We start from the raw sequence: 16,596 nt of genomic DNA, 5'->3' as shown, positions 1-16,596 counted from the left end.
GGGAACTCCCCCGCCCGGACCACACTGTGTGGATGAGTCCTTAATAAGCGGCGGAGCGAACGGAACGGTATGAACGGCGCCGCCGAGGTGAGCAGATGCTGCCGACGCTGACGTATCTCCAGTTCCACCTCGTCTTCAGCCTCCCCGTGGTCGCGGTCCTGTGGTACGTCGCGCCGCGGTACGACCCCGTTCGCCGGCGGCGGGCGACGGCCGGGATCGCGATCCTCGTCGCCATCGCCTACGCGTACACGACCCCGTGGATCAGCTACATGATCCGGCGGGGCGCGTGGTGGTACGCGGACGGCGCGGTGCTCGTTCGGGCGCTGTCGATCCCCCTCGGCGAGTACCTCTTCTTCGCCGTCCAGACCGTCGTCACCGCGTTCGCGCTCCACCTGATCGGGTTCGACCCGACGTTCCGCGAGGGCGACTTCGATCGGCGGCCCCGGGTCGCCGGCGTCGTCGCCGGCGTCGCGATGGTCGGCGCGGGGCTCTGGCTCGTCTCCCTCGACCCCTCGTACCTCTATCTCGGCGGGCTGATCGCGTGGGTCGGCCCGGTCGCCGCGCTCCAGTGGGCGGTCGGCGGCGGCTACCTGGCCCGGACGCCGCGGGTCTGGATCGCGGCGACGCTGATCCCGGCCGCGTACTTCTGGGTCGCGGACCGGATCGCGATCGAGATGGGAACCTGGCGGCTCTCGCCCGATCTCACGACCGGCGTGGCCGTCCTCGGGCTCCCGATCGAGGAGCTGCTCTTCTTCGCCTCGGCCGGCGTGATGACCGTGAACGGGCTGGTGCTGTTCGAGTGGGTGCTCGACTGGAACGACCGGCGCGGACGGGCGGCGGGGTCGCCGACGGGGACCTCCGGGCCGGAACCGGAGGCGGAAGCGAAACCCGAACCGGAGACGGGCGAACCGGAGGCGAGCGAACCCGCCAATGACTGAGCCCGCGAAGGGGTCGACCGCCCGTCGCGACCCGGCGGCGTCGGGCGAGCGCGACGAGCCGGCCCGATCGACGGTCGACCGGTGGTTCGCGCTGTACCCGGCGCTGGCGCTCGCGGCGCTGTTGCCGGTCGGCGCCGCGACCCCCCTGTTTCCGGTCGATCTCGGCGTCGCGACGTTCGCACTCGGCACGCTCGCGGTCGGGATGGCCCACGGCGCGGTCGACCACCTCGTTCCGCTCCGGGCGGCGCCGGGGGTGTCGCTTCGGCGGTCGATCGCGGTCGTCTCCGTCGCCTACGCGGTCCTCGGCGGAGCGGTCGTCGCCGCGTTCTTCCTCGCGCCCGTCGCCGCGTTCGCCGGGTTCGTCGCGCTCACGTGGCTCCACTGGGGACAGGGGGACGCGGCCGCGCTCGCGCTCGCGGGCGTCGAGCACCTCCCCACCTCGGCGGAGCGGTGGCTGAGCCTCGTCGTCCGCGGGGGGCTCCCGATGGGCGTCCCCCTGCTCGCGCACCCGGCGGAGTACCGGCTGGTCGCGGAGTGGGTCGTGGGGTTGTTCGTCGCCGAGCCGGGCGCGGCGGCGGCCGCGGTCGACCCCCTGTTCGTCCCGGAAACGCGGCTGGCGGTCGGCGGGGTCGTGATCGCGGCGACCCTCGCGTCGGTCGGGGCGGGATACGTGCGGGTCCGGGGCGGCGCCTCGCGGCGCGGGTGGCTCCGCGACGCCGGCGAGGTCGCGGTGCTGTGGGCGTGGTTCCTGCTCGCGGCGCCGGTGTTCGCGATCGGGGTGTACTTCGCGCTCTGGCACGCGCTCCGGCACGTGGGGCGATTGACTCTCGTCGATCCGGGCGCCGCCGGAGCACTCGCCGCGGGCGACGTTCGGCGGGCGCTCGCGCGGTTCGCACGGGACGCGGCCCCGCTCACGCTCGGCGGGTTCCTCGTCGTCGGGACGGTCGGGCTCGCGGCCCCCGCCGGCGTCGCCGCGCCGGGCGACCTGCTCGCGGCGTCGCTCGTCGGCATCGCGGCGCTGACGCTCCCGCACGTCGTCGTCACCGCGTGGCTCGACCGGCGACAGGGGATCTGGCGGCCGGGAACCGGTGGGTAGGGAGCAGTGGGCGGTGACGGGTCGGGGCCGACACCGCACCGTTCTTGCACGCGGGGGGCGTACCGCGCGGCGAATGGACGAGATCGCGATCCGCGACCCGCGGCCGAGCGACGCGGACGAGCTGGAGGCGCTCATCACCGCGCACTTCAGCGAGGGGAGCTCGTACGGCGTCGACCTCGGGCTCGACGACCCGACGTACCACGTGCTGGTCGCGGTGGACGCCGACGCCCCCGACGAGCCGCTCGGCGTGATGGCGCTCCGCGAGTTCGCGGACCCGGCCGCGGTCGCCGACGAGATGTACTTCTTCGACGACCCCGACCTGATCCCCGCCGCGGACCGGTACGGCCACCTCGAGATGGGATACGTCAAGGACGGGGCGACCGGGCGGGGGATCGGGAGCCGGCTCCTCGACAGGCTCCACGGGATCGGCGCGGAGCGCGGCGTCGACCTGTACCTCGCGGACTCGTGGTACCACGGCGGCGACGACTCCCCGGAGAAGCTGTTCGACCGCCACGGCTACGAGACGGTCCACCGCGACCCGATCGACCGGCCCGCCTCGGAGTGCCCCAAGTGCGAGACGGAGTGCACCTGCGAGGCCGCGCTCGCCGTGCGGCGGGTCGACGCGGGGGAGTAGTCCGGGATCGCCCGCCTCGGCCGACCTCAGTCCTGCCCCGGCCGACCTCAGTCCTGCCCCGGCCGACCTCAGTCCTGCCCCGGCCGACCTCAGTCCCACCCCGGCGTCTCGGGCGCGCCCAGGTCGTCCTCCAGCTCGCGGACCAGCCGCTCGCGGGCGTCCGCGTCGATCGCGACCGGGTCGCCGTCGCCCGCGGATCGGTCGCTCCACGCCCGGATCGCTCGTCCGGCCCACGAGTCGGCGTCGCGGGCGCGGTCCCGGGCCGCGGCCATCCGGTCCCGGTCGACCGAGAGGGAGCCGGGGCTGGAGCCGACCGCGGCCCCGACGAACCGGGCGCGGTCCTCCGGGGTGAGCCGCGCCGACCGGATCCGGTCGACCACGCCGACGAGGTCGTCGGGGTCGGGGTACGCGAAGACGGTCGTTCCGAGCGCCTGCGGGCCGAACGCGGGCGCCGGGAGGTCGGTCGGCGGCTCGCCGTCGAGGAGGCGGTCGCCGCCCCCCGCGGCCTCGACGCGCTCGCACTCGGTCTCGGCGTCGAGGTCGAGGTTGTGACCGGGGTACGTCGCGCAGGTCCGGGGGTAGCGGTCGTCGCCGTGGATCCGGCACTGGAGCGTGGTCGGGTCGAGGAAGACGCAGGCGTCGAGCCAGCGGTGCTCGTCGGTGCCGATCGGCGCGACCGGTTTGGACGGTTTTCGGAGGCCGACCACGAAGACGGGGCGGTCGCCGGCGGCCGCCACGTCGACGCCGTCGATCTGGACCGCGCCGTCGCTCTCCGCGGGCTCGAACAGCCGGGGGACCAAGGCGTCGCCGAGGCCGTCGTCGAGGAACCCGGCGACCTCGTCGCGCGTGAGCGGGGCGAGGTCGTAGACGTCGTCGAGCGGCGGGCGGCGACCGGTGCGGTCGGAGTCGGCCGCCCCGGGTGCGAGCGGTCGCCAGTCGACGCAGCAGCCGGCGCAGCCCTCGCAGCGAAGGTCCATCGTAACCGATCGTGCGAACGGCTCGCACAGTAAAAAGGGATCGCCGAACGCGAAGAGATTTATAAGTGAACGTGCGGTCGGCGCGTGCCTGCGAGGCCGCCCCGCGGCCGAGTAGCACGCGCGAGGGACGCGGCGAACGCGAGCGGCGAAGCCGCGAGCCGTGAGCCGCGAGGCTGGGGAGGCGTGAGGTGCTGTGCGGGGCGGGACTCAAAGGGGCAGCCGGTGAGGCGGGCGCAGGCGACGCAAGGACCGCAAGGAGGGAGCGTGAGCGACCGACTGAGGACCGCAGCGAGCGTGCGCCCGCCTCACCGCTGGGGCTTTGGAAGTGATAGCCGCCGATCCGCAGTCAGTTATTTATAAGCGTCCGGCACGAGAGCCGAACGCGTTCACCGTCTATCTACCGATAGCGACAGCAGCGACGACGATAGCGACAGCAGCGACATCCGCTTATAAATAACCGTTCGCGTCAGGGAGCGACGCCGACCGTCAGCAGCGTCCCCCACGTCCGGTACCGGTCGACCATCGCCTCGCGGGAGTCCCAGTCGTCGGTGGGGAACGCCTCGGGGTCCGGAATATCGATCTCCCGGTCGGGGATCGCGTCCTGCTCGGCGACGTACAGGCCGGCTTCGCGGAACGCCTCGCGGTACTCGTCGCGGCTCCACAGCGTCATGTCGACCGAGATGTTCTCCTGCCACGCGTGGGTCTCCTCGCTCTCCGCGAAGTAGTTGACCGCGCAGTAGAAGGTGCCGCCGGGCTTCAGCACGCGCCGGACCTCCTCGAGGGTGTGGTGCGGGTCGGCCGCGTAGTAGAACGCCTCCATCGAGAAGACGTGGTCGAGCGAGTCGTCGGCGAAGGGGAGCTCGTCGAAGTCGCCGACGAGGAACCCGACTGCGTCGTCGTCGGTGTAGCTCCGGGCGTTGCGCGCCATCTCGGGGGCGCCGTCGAGGCCGTACGCCCGGCCGATCCCCCGCTCGCGGAGCGCGCGGAGCGCGTAGCCGGAGCCGGTGCCCAGGTCGAGGACGGCGTCGCCGTCCTCGACCGGCATCCGCGCGAGGACGTGCTTTGCGGTGTGCCAGTGTCGGTCCTCCATGCCGCGGTCCTTGCCCGCCGCGGCCCACTCGTCGAACTCCTCGCGAACGCTCATACGCGGGCGGACGGGCGGGCGGGTGAAAAGCGTCGCCGTTCGGGCGATCAAAAGCGTCGCCGTTCGGGCGATCAAAAGCGTCGCCGTTCAGGCGATCAAAAGCGTCGCCGTTTTATCGGTCGCCGTCGCTTCGGGGAGTATGAAACGGCCGCGGAGCCTCCGGCGCCCGAACTTCCGGATCGCGGACTCCGCACAGCAGGCGGTCGGGGGGTTCCTCCTCGCCGGCCCCTTCGTGGTCACCGAGGAGGTGTGGGTGCTCGCGGCCGGGATGAACTGGCTGCAGGGAGCGCTGACCGCCGGGATCGTCGCGCTGATCGGATACGCCGCGCTCTACCGGGCCGACACCGACCGCGACCCGGAGTCCGAGAAGGACATCGCGGGGATCCCCGTCCGGTTCGTGTCGCTGATGATCGTCGCGTTCGGCTCCGTGGCCGTCCTCGCCGTGGTGTTCGACGCCCCGGACACGTTCCTCATCGAGCAGGGCGTGACGGGGGTCGAGCTGTGGGTCACGACGTTCAGGGCGGTCTCCGTCGGCGCGGTGTTCAGCGTGGTCGGCGCCGCGACCGCCGACAGCGTGTTCTGATCGCACCCGATCAGCGAAACGGCGTCAGACGACCGCCGAGACGGCCACCCACCGCCTCACACGACCGCCGAGACGACCGCGAACAGGATGAGCACCCCGGCGACGTCACAGAGGTTGGTGACCACGGGAATGGTCGTGTCGTCGGGGTTGAGTCCGACGCGGTACGACATCTCGACCGCGGCGACGCTGGCGACGACGACGAGGACGGCGAGCAGCAGCCCCGAGACGAGCGAGACGAGGAGCACGCGCCCGAGCCCGAGGGTGCCGCCGAGCGCGACGCCGATCCCCCACGCGGCGACGCCGACCGCGCCGAAGACGGTCCCCGCGAGCGCGAACACGGCGCCGACGTTGGCCCGGAGGTCCGGGTTCGACGCCGACAGCTCGTACGTCCCGAGGTAGAGCTGCGTGGTGAGCCGCGAGCAGGTGATTGACGCGAGGTTCCCCGCCGTCCCGATCTGGACCGGGACCAACACGAGGAGCGCGGGGTTCGCCACGAGCGTCTCCTCGTAGGTTTCGAGGACCGTCCCGGAGACCAGCTGGAGCACCGACAGGGCGGCCAAAAGCGGGATCATGGTCCGAACGATCCGGCGGATAGACCACTCGTCGACGTACTCGCTGTCGCCGGCGGTTCCAGAGTCGGAGTCCCGCTGGTCGGCGGAGTCGCTCGAACTCACAGTACCGCCCCCACGACGTAGATCCCGACGAGCAGGAAGAAGATCCCGAACACGTCGCCGAGGGTCGTCACGACGGGGCCGATCACGTTGTCGGGGTCGAGTCCGCGCCGGTACCCGACGAAGATGACGGCGATCAGCACCGAGATCATGAGCACCGCCGAGAGGAAGCCGGCGACGACCATGATCCCGACCAGTTCGATGAGGTTCCCCTCGTTCCCGAACAGGCGCAGCCAGAGGTACGTGATCGCCGCGATGAACACGGAGACGGTCATCCCGTTGATGAAGGAGGCGAGGATCGCGTTCCTGAGGCGGCGGTCCAACCGGAACCGGGGCTCGATGAGCCCCTGGTGGAGGCCAGTCGAGAGCCGCGCGCCGAGCGAGCCGTAGACGCCCCCGCGGGTGGCGAGGAACGCCGGGAGCAGCAAGAGGAGCCCGGGGACCTCCGAGATCCCGGCCCGCATCGTCTCCGAGCCGAGGATCGTCCCGGAGAACAGCCCCGCGACGAGGCTGATGAGGATCACCGGGAGCGCCTGCCGGTAGACGTCGCGGGCGGTGTCGTGACCGGGCATCGATCGTGTCCATGACGCCGACGGTGAAAAAACCGGACGTGACCAGCCCGAACGGAAGCGGACGGGCCGGGAAACCGAACGACGGGCGACCGCCGCGGCCCGCACCGTTAAGTCGGTCGGGCCGGTTTCAGATCCCATGGACTACTCGCTCGCCATCGAGAACGGGCCGGAAACGATCCCCGGAGGGACCGGGCTCCTCCTCGTTCACCCGAGCATCGGCGAGACCGACCGGATCGACACGGACTTCCTGAAGACCGACACCGACGCCTTCCTCGTCGTCTCCACGCGGACCACCGCGCGCGAGGTCGAGCAGAAGCTGGAGTACTACGACGTCGACGAGACGAAGGCGACCATCCTCGACACGCTCTCCGTGGAGCGGGGGTACTCCCGGCGCTCCTCGGACGACGTGTACTACGTCTCAGCGCCGGACGACCTCGACGGAGTCGTCGACCGAGTGGAGCGGTTCCTCACCGAAAACGAGGGGAAGCGGCGCGTCTCCGTCGACTCGCTCACGGAGATGGCCTACTACGCCGACGACGACGCGGTGTACGAGGCGGCCGCGGACATCCTCGATCTCCTCGAGGAACACGACGCGGTCGGCATCTTCCACCTCTCCGAGGAGGTCCACGAGGTCGCGACGCTGGACCGGTTCCGAGAGCTGTTCGAGGGCGTCATCGAGCTCGACGGGGAGGGGAACGTGACCGTCGACGTGAAGTAGGGGGCTCCGACGGTCCGACGCCTCGGCTACTCGACTACTCCGACGCCTCGACCATCGAGGCCACCGTTTTCTCCGCCCACGTCACCGCGTAGGGAGCGCCGCGGTCGCGGTACGCCGCGGTGTCGAGCGCCGCGAACGGCGCCGGCAGGTCGAGGCCGTGCCGGACCGCCGAGCAGGCGTACTCGGTCGCGCTCGCGAAGTCGGTCTCGCCGCGGGCGACTTCGCGGGAAAGCTCGCCGAGCCGCCCGTCGAGGCTGTCGCCGGCGTCGACCCACGCGTCGAACAGCCGGGAATGGGTCCCCTCCCACGACGCGAAGGCGTCGCGGGTGTACAGCCCGACCCAGGCGTCGAACAACGCGGTCGCGATCTGGAACACGTCGCTTGGGCCCAGCCCGGTCGTGGACGCGCCCGTGTCCGGGTCCGGCCGACGGATCGCGGCGTCGAGGTCGCGGTAGCGCTCGCCGAAGAAGGGGAGGAAGCTCTCGGGGAGGGAACCCTCGGAGAAGCCGGAGCCAGCTGTCTCGTCGGGCAACGATCCCGGTGTCGGCTCGACGCCGATCTGGACCAGTCGGTCCGCGATCAGGAACGCGAGGAAGTCATCTGGAGTCCCTTCTGCTCGGTGTTTGACGAGGACCGCCTGAGGGTCGGTCTGCGTCGTTCGGACGACGGTCCCGTCCCCCGGAAGCCCCACGGTGAAGGTCGGCCCGGCGTACGCGCGGAGCAGGTCCGGCACCTCCTCGGGAAGCCATTCGACCGGAAACGACGCGGGCGAGAGCCCGTCGACGAACAGGCCGAGGTCCTCCGCGGCGGCCGGGGGGAGCGTCTCGAAGTCCGCGTCGACGTCGAGCACCGGCGATCCCGGCGCGTGGGCCTCCCGGACCGCATCGAGGTCGTCGTCGAGCGGACGCGTCGAGAACATTACGCGAAGACGTACGAGAGAATGATGAGGAGCGACAGGGCGGCCGAAACGCCGACCGTTCCGACGACGATCTTGGTGGATTTGCTCATGGGGGTCTCTGGGTCCGCACGTCGTTTAAAGCTATATTTTTCCGCGAGACAGGACCCCGTCTCGTCCGCGAGACGCCACGACATCGCTTTTATACCTGACCGCCGGATACCCGTAGTATGCGAATCCGTGACGCACTCGAATCGGACGCCGAAGCGCTGGCGACGGCGACCGATCGGCCGCGAGGGGTCGTGAAGGACATGATCCACGACCGATCGGTTCGCGTCGCGGTGGCGGGGAGCGGAGACGACGACGGCGCAGCTGTCACGGGATTCGTCGCGTTCGACGCGCGGGGCGAGACCGTACACGTGACCGACTTCGACGGCGACGACGAGGCGATCCGGCGACTGTTCGAGGAGCCCCGTCGGTTCGCTCGACGGGAAGGGATGGGGGTCGAGGCGGTCGTTCCGAACGACGAGCGCACCGGGGAGATCCTCGAAGGGTCGGGATTCGAACGGGGAGGCCCCGGACCGCGATTCGAGGGGCGCCGGACGACCCGATACGTGATCGATCCGGACGACCTGGACGGCTGAGACCGCGCGTCGACGAGGAGGTACCGTCGATCGAATCGGCTCAGCTTCGCGTCAGTCGAATCGAATCAGTCCGCCGCGTCAGCCGACAGTCCGCCGCGTCAGTCGAACCGACCCTGAACGATTTCGAGCGCCTCCTCGCGGTCGTCCCAGTCGACGAACACGGCGACGGAGGTCGCGCTCGTGATCAGGTCGATGATGTTGATCCCGTCCTCGGCGAGGGGCGCGATGATCTCCTGGATGACGCCGGACTGGTTCGGGAGCTCGCCGCCGGTCACCCGGATGACCGCGATCGGATCGGCGACGGTCACGGAGGAGAGCGCCTCGTCGTCGACGACGGCCTCGTGGAGTAGCGCCTCGGCCGTCTCGGCCACGTCAACGTCGACGTAGAAGGTGACCGAGTCCATTCCGGAGGCGACCGCGTCGATGTTGATCTCCTCCTCGCGGAGCGCGTTCGCGAGCTGCGAGAGGATGCCCGCGCGGTTCCGGATCGCGCGGCCGGCGATGGTGAGACACGCGAGCGGCTCCTCGCGCATGTCGATCAGGCTCTCGAACTCCCCTTCGATCCGGGTGCCGCCCCTGAGCAGGTCGCCGTGTTGGTAGTGGACGACCCTGACGGCGAGGTCCTCGTCCTTGTACGAGAGCGCGGACGGCGCCACGACTTCCGCGCCGCGGAACGAGAGATTCCGGAGCTCGTCAACCGTGATCCGGCCGACGTTGCGCGCACCCTCGACCACCCGCGGGTCGCCGGTCATCACGCCCTCGACGTCGGTGACGATCACGACCTCGTCGGCGTCCATGTAGTTACCGAGCATGACCGCGGTGGTGTCGGACCCGCCCCGCCCGAGGGTCGTGACGTTCCCGTCGTGGTCCTCCGCGAGGAAGCCGGTGATGATGGGGACGACGCCGTCCATCTCGGCGGCGATCTTGCGCGCGCGCTTCTTCGTCTCCTCGACGTCGACCTCGCCGAGCTCATTCGTGATGACGGGCCAGTCCGGATGCCCGGGTTCGAGGAAGACCGCGTCGACGTCGCGGACCGAGAGGGCCGCCTTGAGCATCCGAACGCTGGTCCGCTCGCCCATGGAGACGATCTCGGCGCGGTCGGCGTCGTCCGTCTCGAAGGTGATGTCGTCGAGGAGGTCGTCGGTCGTCGACCCCATCGCGCTCGCGACGACCGCGATCTCGTGGCCCGCCGCGACCGCGTTCGCGACCGAGTCGGCCGCGCGCTCGATCCGGTCGCCGCTTCCGAGGCTCGTGCCGCCGAACTTCGCGACTACGCGCATACGGCCACCTCGCTACCGGCCGACCGCGCGCTGTCGCTCAGTCGAGTCCGTCGGGCGAGCCGAACCGTTCGATGCGATCCTTCCGGGAGAGAGAGCGACCGAGACGCTGCACTGAGAGTGTGATCGGTAGACATGGGCGCCCGTAACGGAGGAAGCCGCATAACTGTGTCTTCTTCGACAAGGGTCGCCAGACGATCCGGATCGATCGCGAAACGGGGCGCTGCTCGGCGAATTTCGATCGACTGATCGGTGAGAAGACGGAAAGAAGGACCGAGAGCGTCAGATCACTCGTCTTGGATGCCCCACGCGTCGGGCATTTCGATGACGTACCGACCGTCCTCCTGGAGCGAGATGATGTACTCCTGCCGGTCGTACAGCTCCATCAGGTTGAGCTCGTACTTCCCGGGGCTCACGATCCGGATGCTCTCGAACTGCTCGTTGAGCTCGTCGCGGAGATCGTCGATGTCGGGGCGGGGGCCCTCCGTCTCGGCCGGTGCGTCCGAATCGGGGTCGCCGGAGGCCGGGGCACTCTCGACATCTCGGCTCGCCCGATCGAGCTCGTCCGGCGAGACGACGTCCGAGCGCGCGCTCGCCTGCGCGACGTTCTCTTCGCTTCGTTCGCGAACGTGTTCCGAGTCCGACCCGTTCGGGTCCGAGCCAGATGGGTTCGGGGTCGCGGACTGATCGTCCGGAGTCCCGGAATCGGGTCGAGGGGATTCGGGGGCGGCAGCGTCGCCGGCAGCGGTGGCGTCGTCGTCGGCAGAAGTGGGGTGACTGTCCGCGGCAGGCCGGTTATCCGCGGCGGGCTGGCCGTCCGCGGGAGAAGATTGGTGGTCGGTGGGTGACTGGTGGTCGGTGGGAGACTGGTGGTCGGTGGGAGACTGGCGATCGGTGGGAGACTGGCGATCGGTGGGAGGCGATTGACGGTCGGTAGCCGGCGGTCCGTCCCCGCCGGACGACGGTTGCTCGTCGGCCGTCTCGCTGGCCGGTTTGAACTGGAACTTGTTCCCGCCGCAGTCCGGACAGCCGGAGAGCATCTCCTTGGAGCCGTCGGGGAACGTGCGACCGCAGGTGGTACACTGGTGTGGCATTTACTTGCGGGAGACGAGCGTGCTGATGAGGTTCTCGTCTTTGTGCAGGGTCTCGATCTGGTTGGCCGGACCGATGACGGTGAGCTTCTGGGTCGACTTGCGGCCCATCAGCTTGTCGAGGAAGCTCTGATCGCCCGCCTCCGCCTTCGGGTACGTCTCGATCTCGATGCCGGTGAAGTCGTCGGGACTGATCTCGGTCATCGTCACCTCGATGAGCTTCGACTCCTCGTCCGGCGAGAGCCCCTCTTCGAGGATGACGATGTTGCCGTCGCGGACCCCGTCGAGGATGAGCCGGATCTTCTCCATCCCGGTGAGCCCGTCCATCCGGGCGCCGCTTATCATGTCGATCCGGACCCCGTCGTCGGAGTCGTCCGAGGGAGCGTCGTCGTCGACGTCTGGGGTTGGGCCCGGCATTAGCCGAAGTACTCCGCGATCTTGGTGTACACTTCGTCCATGTTGTCTCCCTCCAGCGCGGACAGCGGGATCGTCTCGTGTTGCGGGAAGGCGTTCGCGATCTGCTGGACGTCCGATCCGGGGAGGTCCGTCTTGTTCGCGAGGATGAGCGCCGGGAGGTCCTGCGACTCGATGATCCCGATGAGCATCGTGTTCACCTGCGTGAACGGATCGGTCGTGGAGTCGAGCACGTAGATGACGCCGTCGACGTCCTCACGGAGCCAGTGCATCGCCTCGGCGACGCCCTCGGTCGCCTCGCGGGACCGACGGACGGCGTCGTCCTTCTCCATGTCGTGGTCGAGGAACTCCTTGTAGTCGACCTTCGTCGTCACGCCGGGCGTGTCGACGATGTCGATGGTGACCTTGCGCCCGTTGCGCTCGATCTCCACGTTCTCCTTCCGGCGCGCCCGCCGGGTTTCGTGTGGAATGTGGCTCTCCGGCCCGACGGCGTCACCCGTCCAGTCGCGTGCGATCCGATTCGCGAGGGTCGTCTTTCCGGCGTTCGGCGGTCCGTAGATCCCGATCCGCTTGGGTTCGTCGGCCGCGAACAGCCCGTCGGTGACCCGTGATATGCTGTCTTTAAGATTCGTGAGCAGTCCCATCCTGACCTCCAGTCCTGTGTTCTCTCCCGGACACTCTGTGCGGTGTGGTAACGCCCGATACCGGGTATCCAGCGTGTGTTCGGGGAATTACGATAGAATCCACGCCCCTCTCACTTAAGAACTGCGTCAGACACAGCCGATTTGGCAGTATTCGGGTCGTGCGGTCGTTGAGGGACGTAATATCGAGTGTTTGTTGACTTGATTTTATTTATATATTTTTACCTATATCGGTGGGAACGTTGGAGATGCCACATATCTGAGTCGAGGGGCGTGATATCGAACGGGCCCACACTCGTTTCTGAGCTGTCGTCCCGAAACTGCCGTCTCGGACGTGCCGTCCCGTCCGTCTCGTCCGGCTGTCTTCCGACCCCGTTCTGTCTGTCTTCCGACCCCGTTCTGTCTGTCTTCCGACCCCGTTCTGTCTGTCTTCCGACCCCGTTCTGTCACGTTGCTTCCCACGCCCTCCCCCACCCCTTCGTTTCGACTGGAGACGGCTGTCGGTGTGGGGTTGGGAACTGTCGGCGGAGGGTTGGATATTCATACCGAGATATATTCTCTTAGTATATACAACATCAACAACAAAATAAACTATGAGGGATTGTCGAGGGCACTGTTCAAATAGTATAGTAATAAAACCACCGATATATAATAACAGCTTCTCTCCCCCCTCCCCCACCAAATTCGGGTTCCACCCGAAACGAAGGGGTGGGGGGGGGTCAAAAGGACAAATGACGAGATACGACGTAGAGAAATAGAATGAGAATCAAAAGGCAACGGGAGATTCAGAGACGCCAGATCGGGTCTTGCTCATTGTTTAACTCAAGAACCGACACCTCCACTTCTCGTCCAACGGTTCCCGGCTATGATTCGATCAGCTACTGTTCCGAGCACTAGCTATCGTCCCGACCAATCAGTTATCGTCCCAATCACCTAACTCATCTACCCCGTCTCTAGCCCGATCGAATACTCCCTACCGTCGTTTCGATCTGGTCACCCGTCATTTCGATCTGGTCTTCGTGATATTGTTAGCGTCCCATCGTTACCGTGATTTCGCCTCCGTAAGTTCGTCACCGATTCCGGCGTCGATATCTCGTTGACCTCTGACAGAATGGTCAGTTTCGGGTCCAGAGGGCAACACTTTTGTCCCCCCTCTTCATCTGGTTCGACTGCATCAACTGGACATATTCGACCGACTTCGTGGTCGAATATCGTCGTTTCAGGCCGACATACGACATCTGTCGTTGTTGCGCAGGCGGTTTCCACCTGAAACAGGGGGGTTCCCATGGACGAAGGAGAGAACACATCCCAGACCGATAAATCAGTGGACGACAGCGGGATCGGCAGAAACCTGTCCGAAACCGATGACCCTGACGACGACACTGACCGGACCGATCCCGATCTCGACGAGCCGCCTTCGGATGACCCGACGGAAACGGATTCGATGAAGTCCGATCCGGTAGATTCGGGCTCGGTAGATTCGGGCTCGGTAGATTCGGGCTCGGTAGATTCGGATCAGATTGAATCAAACCCGTCGGCCGACATCAACGACGTATCGACCGACATCGATGTCGGAAGCGGTGGACGGGACCGGTCTTCGACCGACGTCGACTTCGACGGCGTCGTTCTCGACGACGAAGACGAGAACCAGGGATTGTTCGACGACCTGCTCTCCGGAGAACCGATATTCGAGAACAAAGAGGTCCTGCGTCCGTCCTACACCCCCCACGAACTCCCCCACCGCAACGACCAGATCAACCGGATGGCGACGATCCTCGTCTCCGCACTGCGCGGGGAAACGCCCTCTAACATCCTCATCTACGGGAAGACGGGCACGGGAAAGACGGCCTCCGCGAAGTTCGTCTCCCAGGAGCTCGAGTCCACCTCACAGAAGTACGACGTACCCTGTGAGGTCGAGTACATCAACTGCGAGGTGACGGACACGCAGTACCGCGTCCTCGCGCAGCTCGCGAACACCTTCATCGAGGAGAACCAGGCGGTCATCGCGGATCGACTCGACCGATGTCGCGAGCTCCGATCCGGCGCCGTCGACGATCCGAGCGCCCTCGCCGACACCGAGTTCGCGACTCTCGACGAGCTCGACGCGCGGATCGAGGAGCTCGAAACCGACGCCGACGAGATGGAGGAGGTTCCGATGACCGGCTGGCCCACCGACCGCGTCTACTCGACGTTCTTCGAGGCGGTCGACTACCACGAGCGCGTGGTCGTGATCATGCTCGACGAGATCGACAAGCTCGTCGAGAAGAGCGGGGACGACACCCTCTATAACCTCTCGCGGATGAACTCCGAGCTCGACCGCTCGCGCATCTCGATCATGGGGATCTCGAACGACCTGAAGTTCACCGACTTCCTCGATCCACGCGTCAAGTCCAGCCTCGGCGAGGAGGAGATCGTCTTCCCGCCGTACGACGCGAACCAGCTCCGCGACATCCTCCAGCACCGCGCCGATATCGCGTTCAAACAGGACGCGCTCACCGACGACGTGATCCCCCTCTGTGCGGCGTTCGCCGCGCAGGAACACGGCGACGCCCGCCGTGCGCTCGACCTGCTCCGGACTGCGGGCGAGCTCGCCGAGCGCTCGCAGGCCGAGATCGTCGCCGAAAAACACGTCCGGCAGGCCCAGGACAAGATCGAACTCGACCGCGTCGTCGAGGTCGTCCGAACCCTCCCGACTCAGAGCAAGATCGTCCTGTTCGCGGTGATCCTCTTGGAGAAGAACGGGGTTCACAACATCAACACCGGCGAGGTGTTCAACATCTACAAGCGGCTCTGCGAGGAGATCGACGCCGACGTGCTCACCCAGCGCCGCGTCACCGACCTCATCAGCGAGCTCGACATGCTCGGGATCGTCAACGCCGTCGTCGTCTCGAAGGGACGCTACGGCCGCACGAAGGAGATGGGCCTGTCGGTCCCCGTCGAGGAAACCGAGGCCGTCCTCCTGTCCGACTCCCGGCTCGGCGATATCGAGAACGCACAGCCGTTCGTGCAGGCCCGATTCGACAACTGAGGCGCCTTGACCTTGATCCGGGCCTTCCGCATTCCCTCTCGATTTCGCTTCAGCCGACTGCGCCTCCGGTTACATCTCCACCTGAAACGATGGGCCTCTCATCTGGAGCTGCTTCTCCGTTGACGCCTCCGACGCCGACGCTCCCCACCTGTACCCCTCGCATCGCGACGGTCGTCCCCAGCACGTCGCCCGGATCGGCCTGTCCGGTCGCGATCAGCCGGACGTAGCCGAGGTACGGCACGCGGACGCGCGCGACTCCGGTCACCCAGTCGGCTCTGACCGGCGCCGCGAGGCCGTTCGCCTGATCGTACGCCCCGTTGTTATCGCCGAGTGTGATGAACCCGTCGTGGGGAGCGGGACAGTGGTTGAGATCGCCGCAGTCGGCGGCGCTGTGGTACCGATCGTCGGCCCGGTCGTACCAGTTCTCGCCCTCCTCCACGCGAAACATCGCCCGGTGGATGATCGGCGAGGCCGTCCGGCCGGGCGGCCGATAGATCACCACCGAGCCGTAGGACCCGAACGTTCGATAGTCGGCCTGCTCGCCGACCTCGTGGGTCACAACGCCGATGTCGTTGTCGGCGGCGTCGGGCGCGAGCCGCCCCGGCTCCGTGACGAAGACGAGGTCGCCGACCTCCATGTTCGGCTCCATGCTCCCGGACTCGACCGCGACCATCGGCGGCCACACGCCGCTGACGCCGAACAGGATCAGCCCGATCACGAGCACGATGGCGACGCTGGAAAGCATCTCGCGGATCCACATCAGCGGTCCCTCCCTGTCGTGACGGAACCGGTACAGCACTCCCCCGTCTGAAGCCCTCTGATTCCCTCTCGGTTCGGGCTCCGGCTGGTTCGTTTCTAGTTCCGGGCGTCTCGCTCCGGTCACCTCCCGGTCCGCTTCGGTCGTCGCCCGGTCCGCTTCGGTCGTCGCCCGGTCCGCTTCCGTCCCGTCGTTTCCGCTCCCGTCGCTCTCGGTCTCGTCGTTTCCGCTCCCGTCGCTCTCGGTCTCGTCGCCCGATCCGACAGCCGCAGGATCGTCGGCAGCGCCTTCGCCGCTGTCGCGGTCGGATCCGCCGGTAGAGCCGTCACCGGCAGTGGGACCGTTTCCGGTAGCGGGATCACTCCCGGCGGAATCGTCGCTCTCGACGTCGCTGTCCGCCGACCCGGTCTCCCGGTCGGGTCCGTCGTCCTCGCCCGACCGATCCCCTTCATCCATTACGTTCGGGTTGACGGGTTTCGGTCATAAGCTTCCGGGTCACGTCGCCGCGGTCGGGGC

17 protein-coding genes are annotated in these 16,596 nt (G+C 67.6%); 7 read left to right on the top strand and 10 right to left on the bottom strand.

Annotated elements, in window-relative coordinates:
* The first annotated feature begins 95 nt into the window (after positions 1 to 95).
* The 3 genes from JIN95_RS06220 (at position 96) to JIN95_RS06210 (ending at position 2,668) form a co-directional block, all read left to right on the top strand.
* Positions 96 to 938, top strand: coding sequence for a lycopene cyclase domain-containing protein (locus JIN95_RS06220; protein ID WP_095637023.1), 843 nt, complete (start codon positions 96 to 98; stop codon positions 936 to 938).
* Positions 931 to 2,034 (top strand): Brp/Blh family beta-carotene 15,15'-dioxygenase, encoded by a 1,104-nt coding sequence (locus JIN95_RS06215; RefSeq protein WP_200530815.1) that lies wholly within the window; start codon positions 931 to 933, stop codon positions 2,032 to 2,034. Before JIN95_RS06220 ends, JIN95_RS06215 begins: the two co-directional genes overlap by 8 nt.
* 73 nt (positions 2,035 to 2,107) lie before the next feature.
* Positions 2,108 to 2,668: a GNAT family N-acetyltransferase gene (locus JIN95_RS06210; RefSeq protein ID WP_095637025.1), complete on the top strand. Its 561-nt coding sequence runs from the start codon at positions 2,108 to 2,110 to the stop codon at positions 2,666 to 2,668.
* An 89-nt stretch (positions 2,669 to 2,757) separates the two neighbouring features.
* Here the strand turns inward: JIN95_RS06210 and JIN95_RS06205 are convergent, their stop codons facing one another.
* Positions 2,758 to 3,645, bottom strand: a complete 888-nt coding sequence (locus JIN95_RS06205; protein WP_200530814.1) for a YkgJ family cysteine cluster protein — start codon at positions 3,643 to 3,645, stop codon at positions 2,758 to 2,760.
* A gap of 466 nt (positions 3,646 to 4,111) precedes the next feature.
* Positions 4,112 to 4,789 carry a methyltransferase domain-containing protein gene (locus tag JIN95_RS06200; RefSeq protein WP_200530813.1) on the bottom strand — a complete coding sequence of 226 codons (678 nt, stop codon included), beginning with the start codon at positions 4,787 to 4,789 and terminating at the stop codon, positions 4,112 to 4,114.
* A 139-nt stretch (positions 4,790 to 4,928) separates the two neighbouring features.
* Here JIN95_RS06200 and JIN95_RS06195 point away from each other — a divergent pair, with 139 nt between their 5' ends.
* Positions 4,929 to 5,372 (top strand): DUF2391 domain-containing protein, encoded by a 444-nt coding sequence (locus JIN95_RS06195; protein WP_200530812.1) that lies wholly within the window; start codon positions 4,929 to 4,931, stop codon positions 5,370 to 5,372.
* 56 nt (positions 5,373 to 5,428) lie between these two features.
* Here the strand turns inward: JIN95_RS06195 and JIN95_RS06190 are convergent, their stop codons facing one another.
* Positions 5,429 to 5,944 (bottom strand): magnesium transporter, encoded by a 516-nt coding sequence (locus JIN95_RS06190; protein ID WP_200532112.1) that lies wholly within the window; start codon positions 5,942 to 5,944, stop codon positions 5,429 to 5,431.
* Between the two features lie 98 nt (positions 5,945 to 6,042).
* Positions 6,043 to 6,615, bottom strand: coding sequence for a magnesium transporter (locus tag JIN95_RS06185; RefSeq protein ID WP_200530811.1), 573 nt, complete (start codon positions 6,613 to 6,615; stop codon positions 6,043 to 6,045).
* Between the two features lie 136 nt (positions 6,616 to 6,751).
* Here JIN95_RS06185 and JIN95_RS06180 point away from each other — a divergent pair, with 136 nt between their 5' ends.
* A complete protein-coding gene (locus JIN95_RS06180; RefSeq protein WP_095637030.1) occupies positions 6,752 to 7,333 on the top strand; it encodes a hypothetical protein in 582 nt (193 codons plus the stop codon).
* A 34-nt stretch (positions 7,334 to 7,367) separates the two neighbouring features.
* Here the strand turns inward: JIN95_RS06180 and JIN95_RS06175 are convergent, their stop codons facing one another.
* Positions 7,368 to 8,252: a hypothetical protein gene (locus JIN95_RS06175; protein ID WP_200530810.1), complete on the bottom strand. Its 885-nt coding sequence runs from the start codon at positions 8,250 to 8,252 to the stop codon at positions 7,368 to 7,370.
* A gap of 206 nt (positions 8,253 to 8,458) precedes the next feature.
* Between JIN95_RS06175 and JIN95_RS06170 the strand changes: the two genes are divergently transcribed.
* Positions 8,459 to 8,872 (top strand): hypothetical protein, encoded by a 414-nt coding sequence (locus JIN95_RS06170; RefSeq protein WP_095637032.1) that lies wholly within the window; start codon positions 8,459 to 8,461, stop codon positions 8,870 to 8,872.
* Between the two features lie 98 nt (positions 8,873 to 8,970).
* Here JIN95_RS06170 and JIN95_RS06165 read toward each other — a convergent pair whose 3' ends face one another.
* From JIN95_RS06165 to JIN95_RS06150, 4 genes are all read right to left on the bottom strand, one after another.
* Entirely contained in the window at positions 8,971 to 10,152 is a 1,182-nt protein-coding gene (locus tag JIN95_RS06165) for an aspartate kinase (RefSeq protein ID WP_095637033.1), read from the bottom strand.
* Between the two features lie 284 nt (positions 10,153 to 10,436).
* Positions 10,437 to 11,243, bottom strand: coding sequence for a Zn-ribbon containing protein (locus tag JIN95_RS06160; RefSeq protein ID WP_200530809.1), 807 nt, complete (start codon positions 11,241 to 11,243; stop codon positions 10,437 to 10,439).
* Positions 11,244 to 11,657 (bottom strand): DUF2073 domain-containing protein, encoded by a 414-nt coding sequence (locus JIN95_RS06155; protein WP_095637035.1) that lies wholly within the window; start codon positions 11,655 to 11,657, stop codon positions 11,244 to 11,246.
* Complete coding sequence (locus JIN95_RS06150; RefSeq protein ID WP_095637036.1) at positions 11,657 to 12,298, bottom strand: Era-like GTP-binding protein; 642 nt, start codon at positions 12,296 to 12,298, stop codon at positions 11,657 to 11,659. The genes JIN95_RS06155 and JIN95_RS06150 overlap by 1 nt, the downstream gene beginning before the upstream one ends.
* 1,282 nt (positions 12,299 to 13,580) lie before the next feature.
* Here JIN95_RS06150 and JIN95_RS06145 point away from each other — a divergent pair.
* A complete protein-coding gene (locus JIN95_RS06145) occupies positions 13,581 to 15,323 on the top strand; it encodes an orc1/cdc6 family replication initiation protein (protein ID WP_200530808.1) in 1,743 nt (580 codons plus the stop codon).
* 49 nt (positions 15,324 to 15,372) lie between these two features.
* Here the strand turns inward: JIN95_RS06145 and JIN95_RS06140 are convergent, their stop codons facing one another.
* On the bottom strand, positions 15,373 to 16,536 hold the full coding sequence (locus JIN95_RS06140; RefSeq protein ID WP_200530807.1) for a S26 family signal peptidase: 1,164 nt from the start codon (positions 16,534 to 16,536) through the stop codon (positions 15,373 to 15,375).
* Positions 16,537 to 16,596 lie beyond the last annotated feature (60 nt).

Origin of the sequence: Halorubrum sp. LN27, from assembly GCF_016635065.1 — an archaeon.
In the GTDB taxonomy this organism is placed as follows: Archaea; Halobacteriota; Halobacteria; order Halobacteriales; family Haloferacaceae; genus Halorubrum; species Halorubrum salipaludis.
The sequence above is the reverse complement of the archived record's forward strand: the minus strand, read 5'-3'. Positions and strand labels throughout refer to the sequence as shown.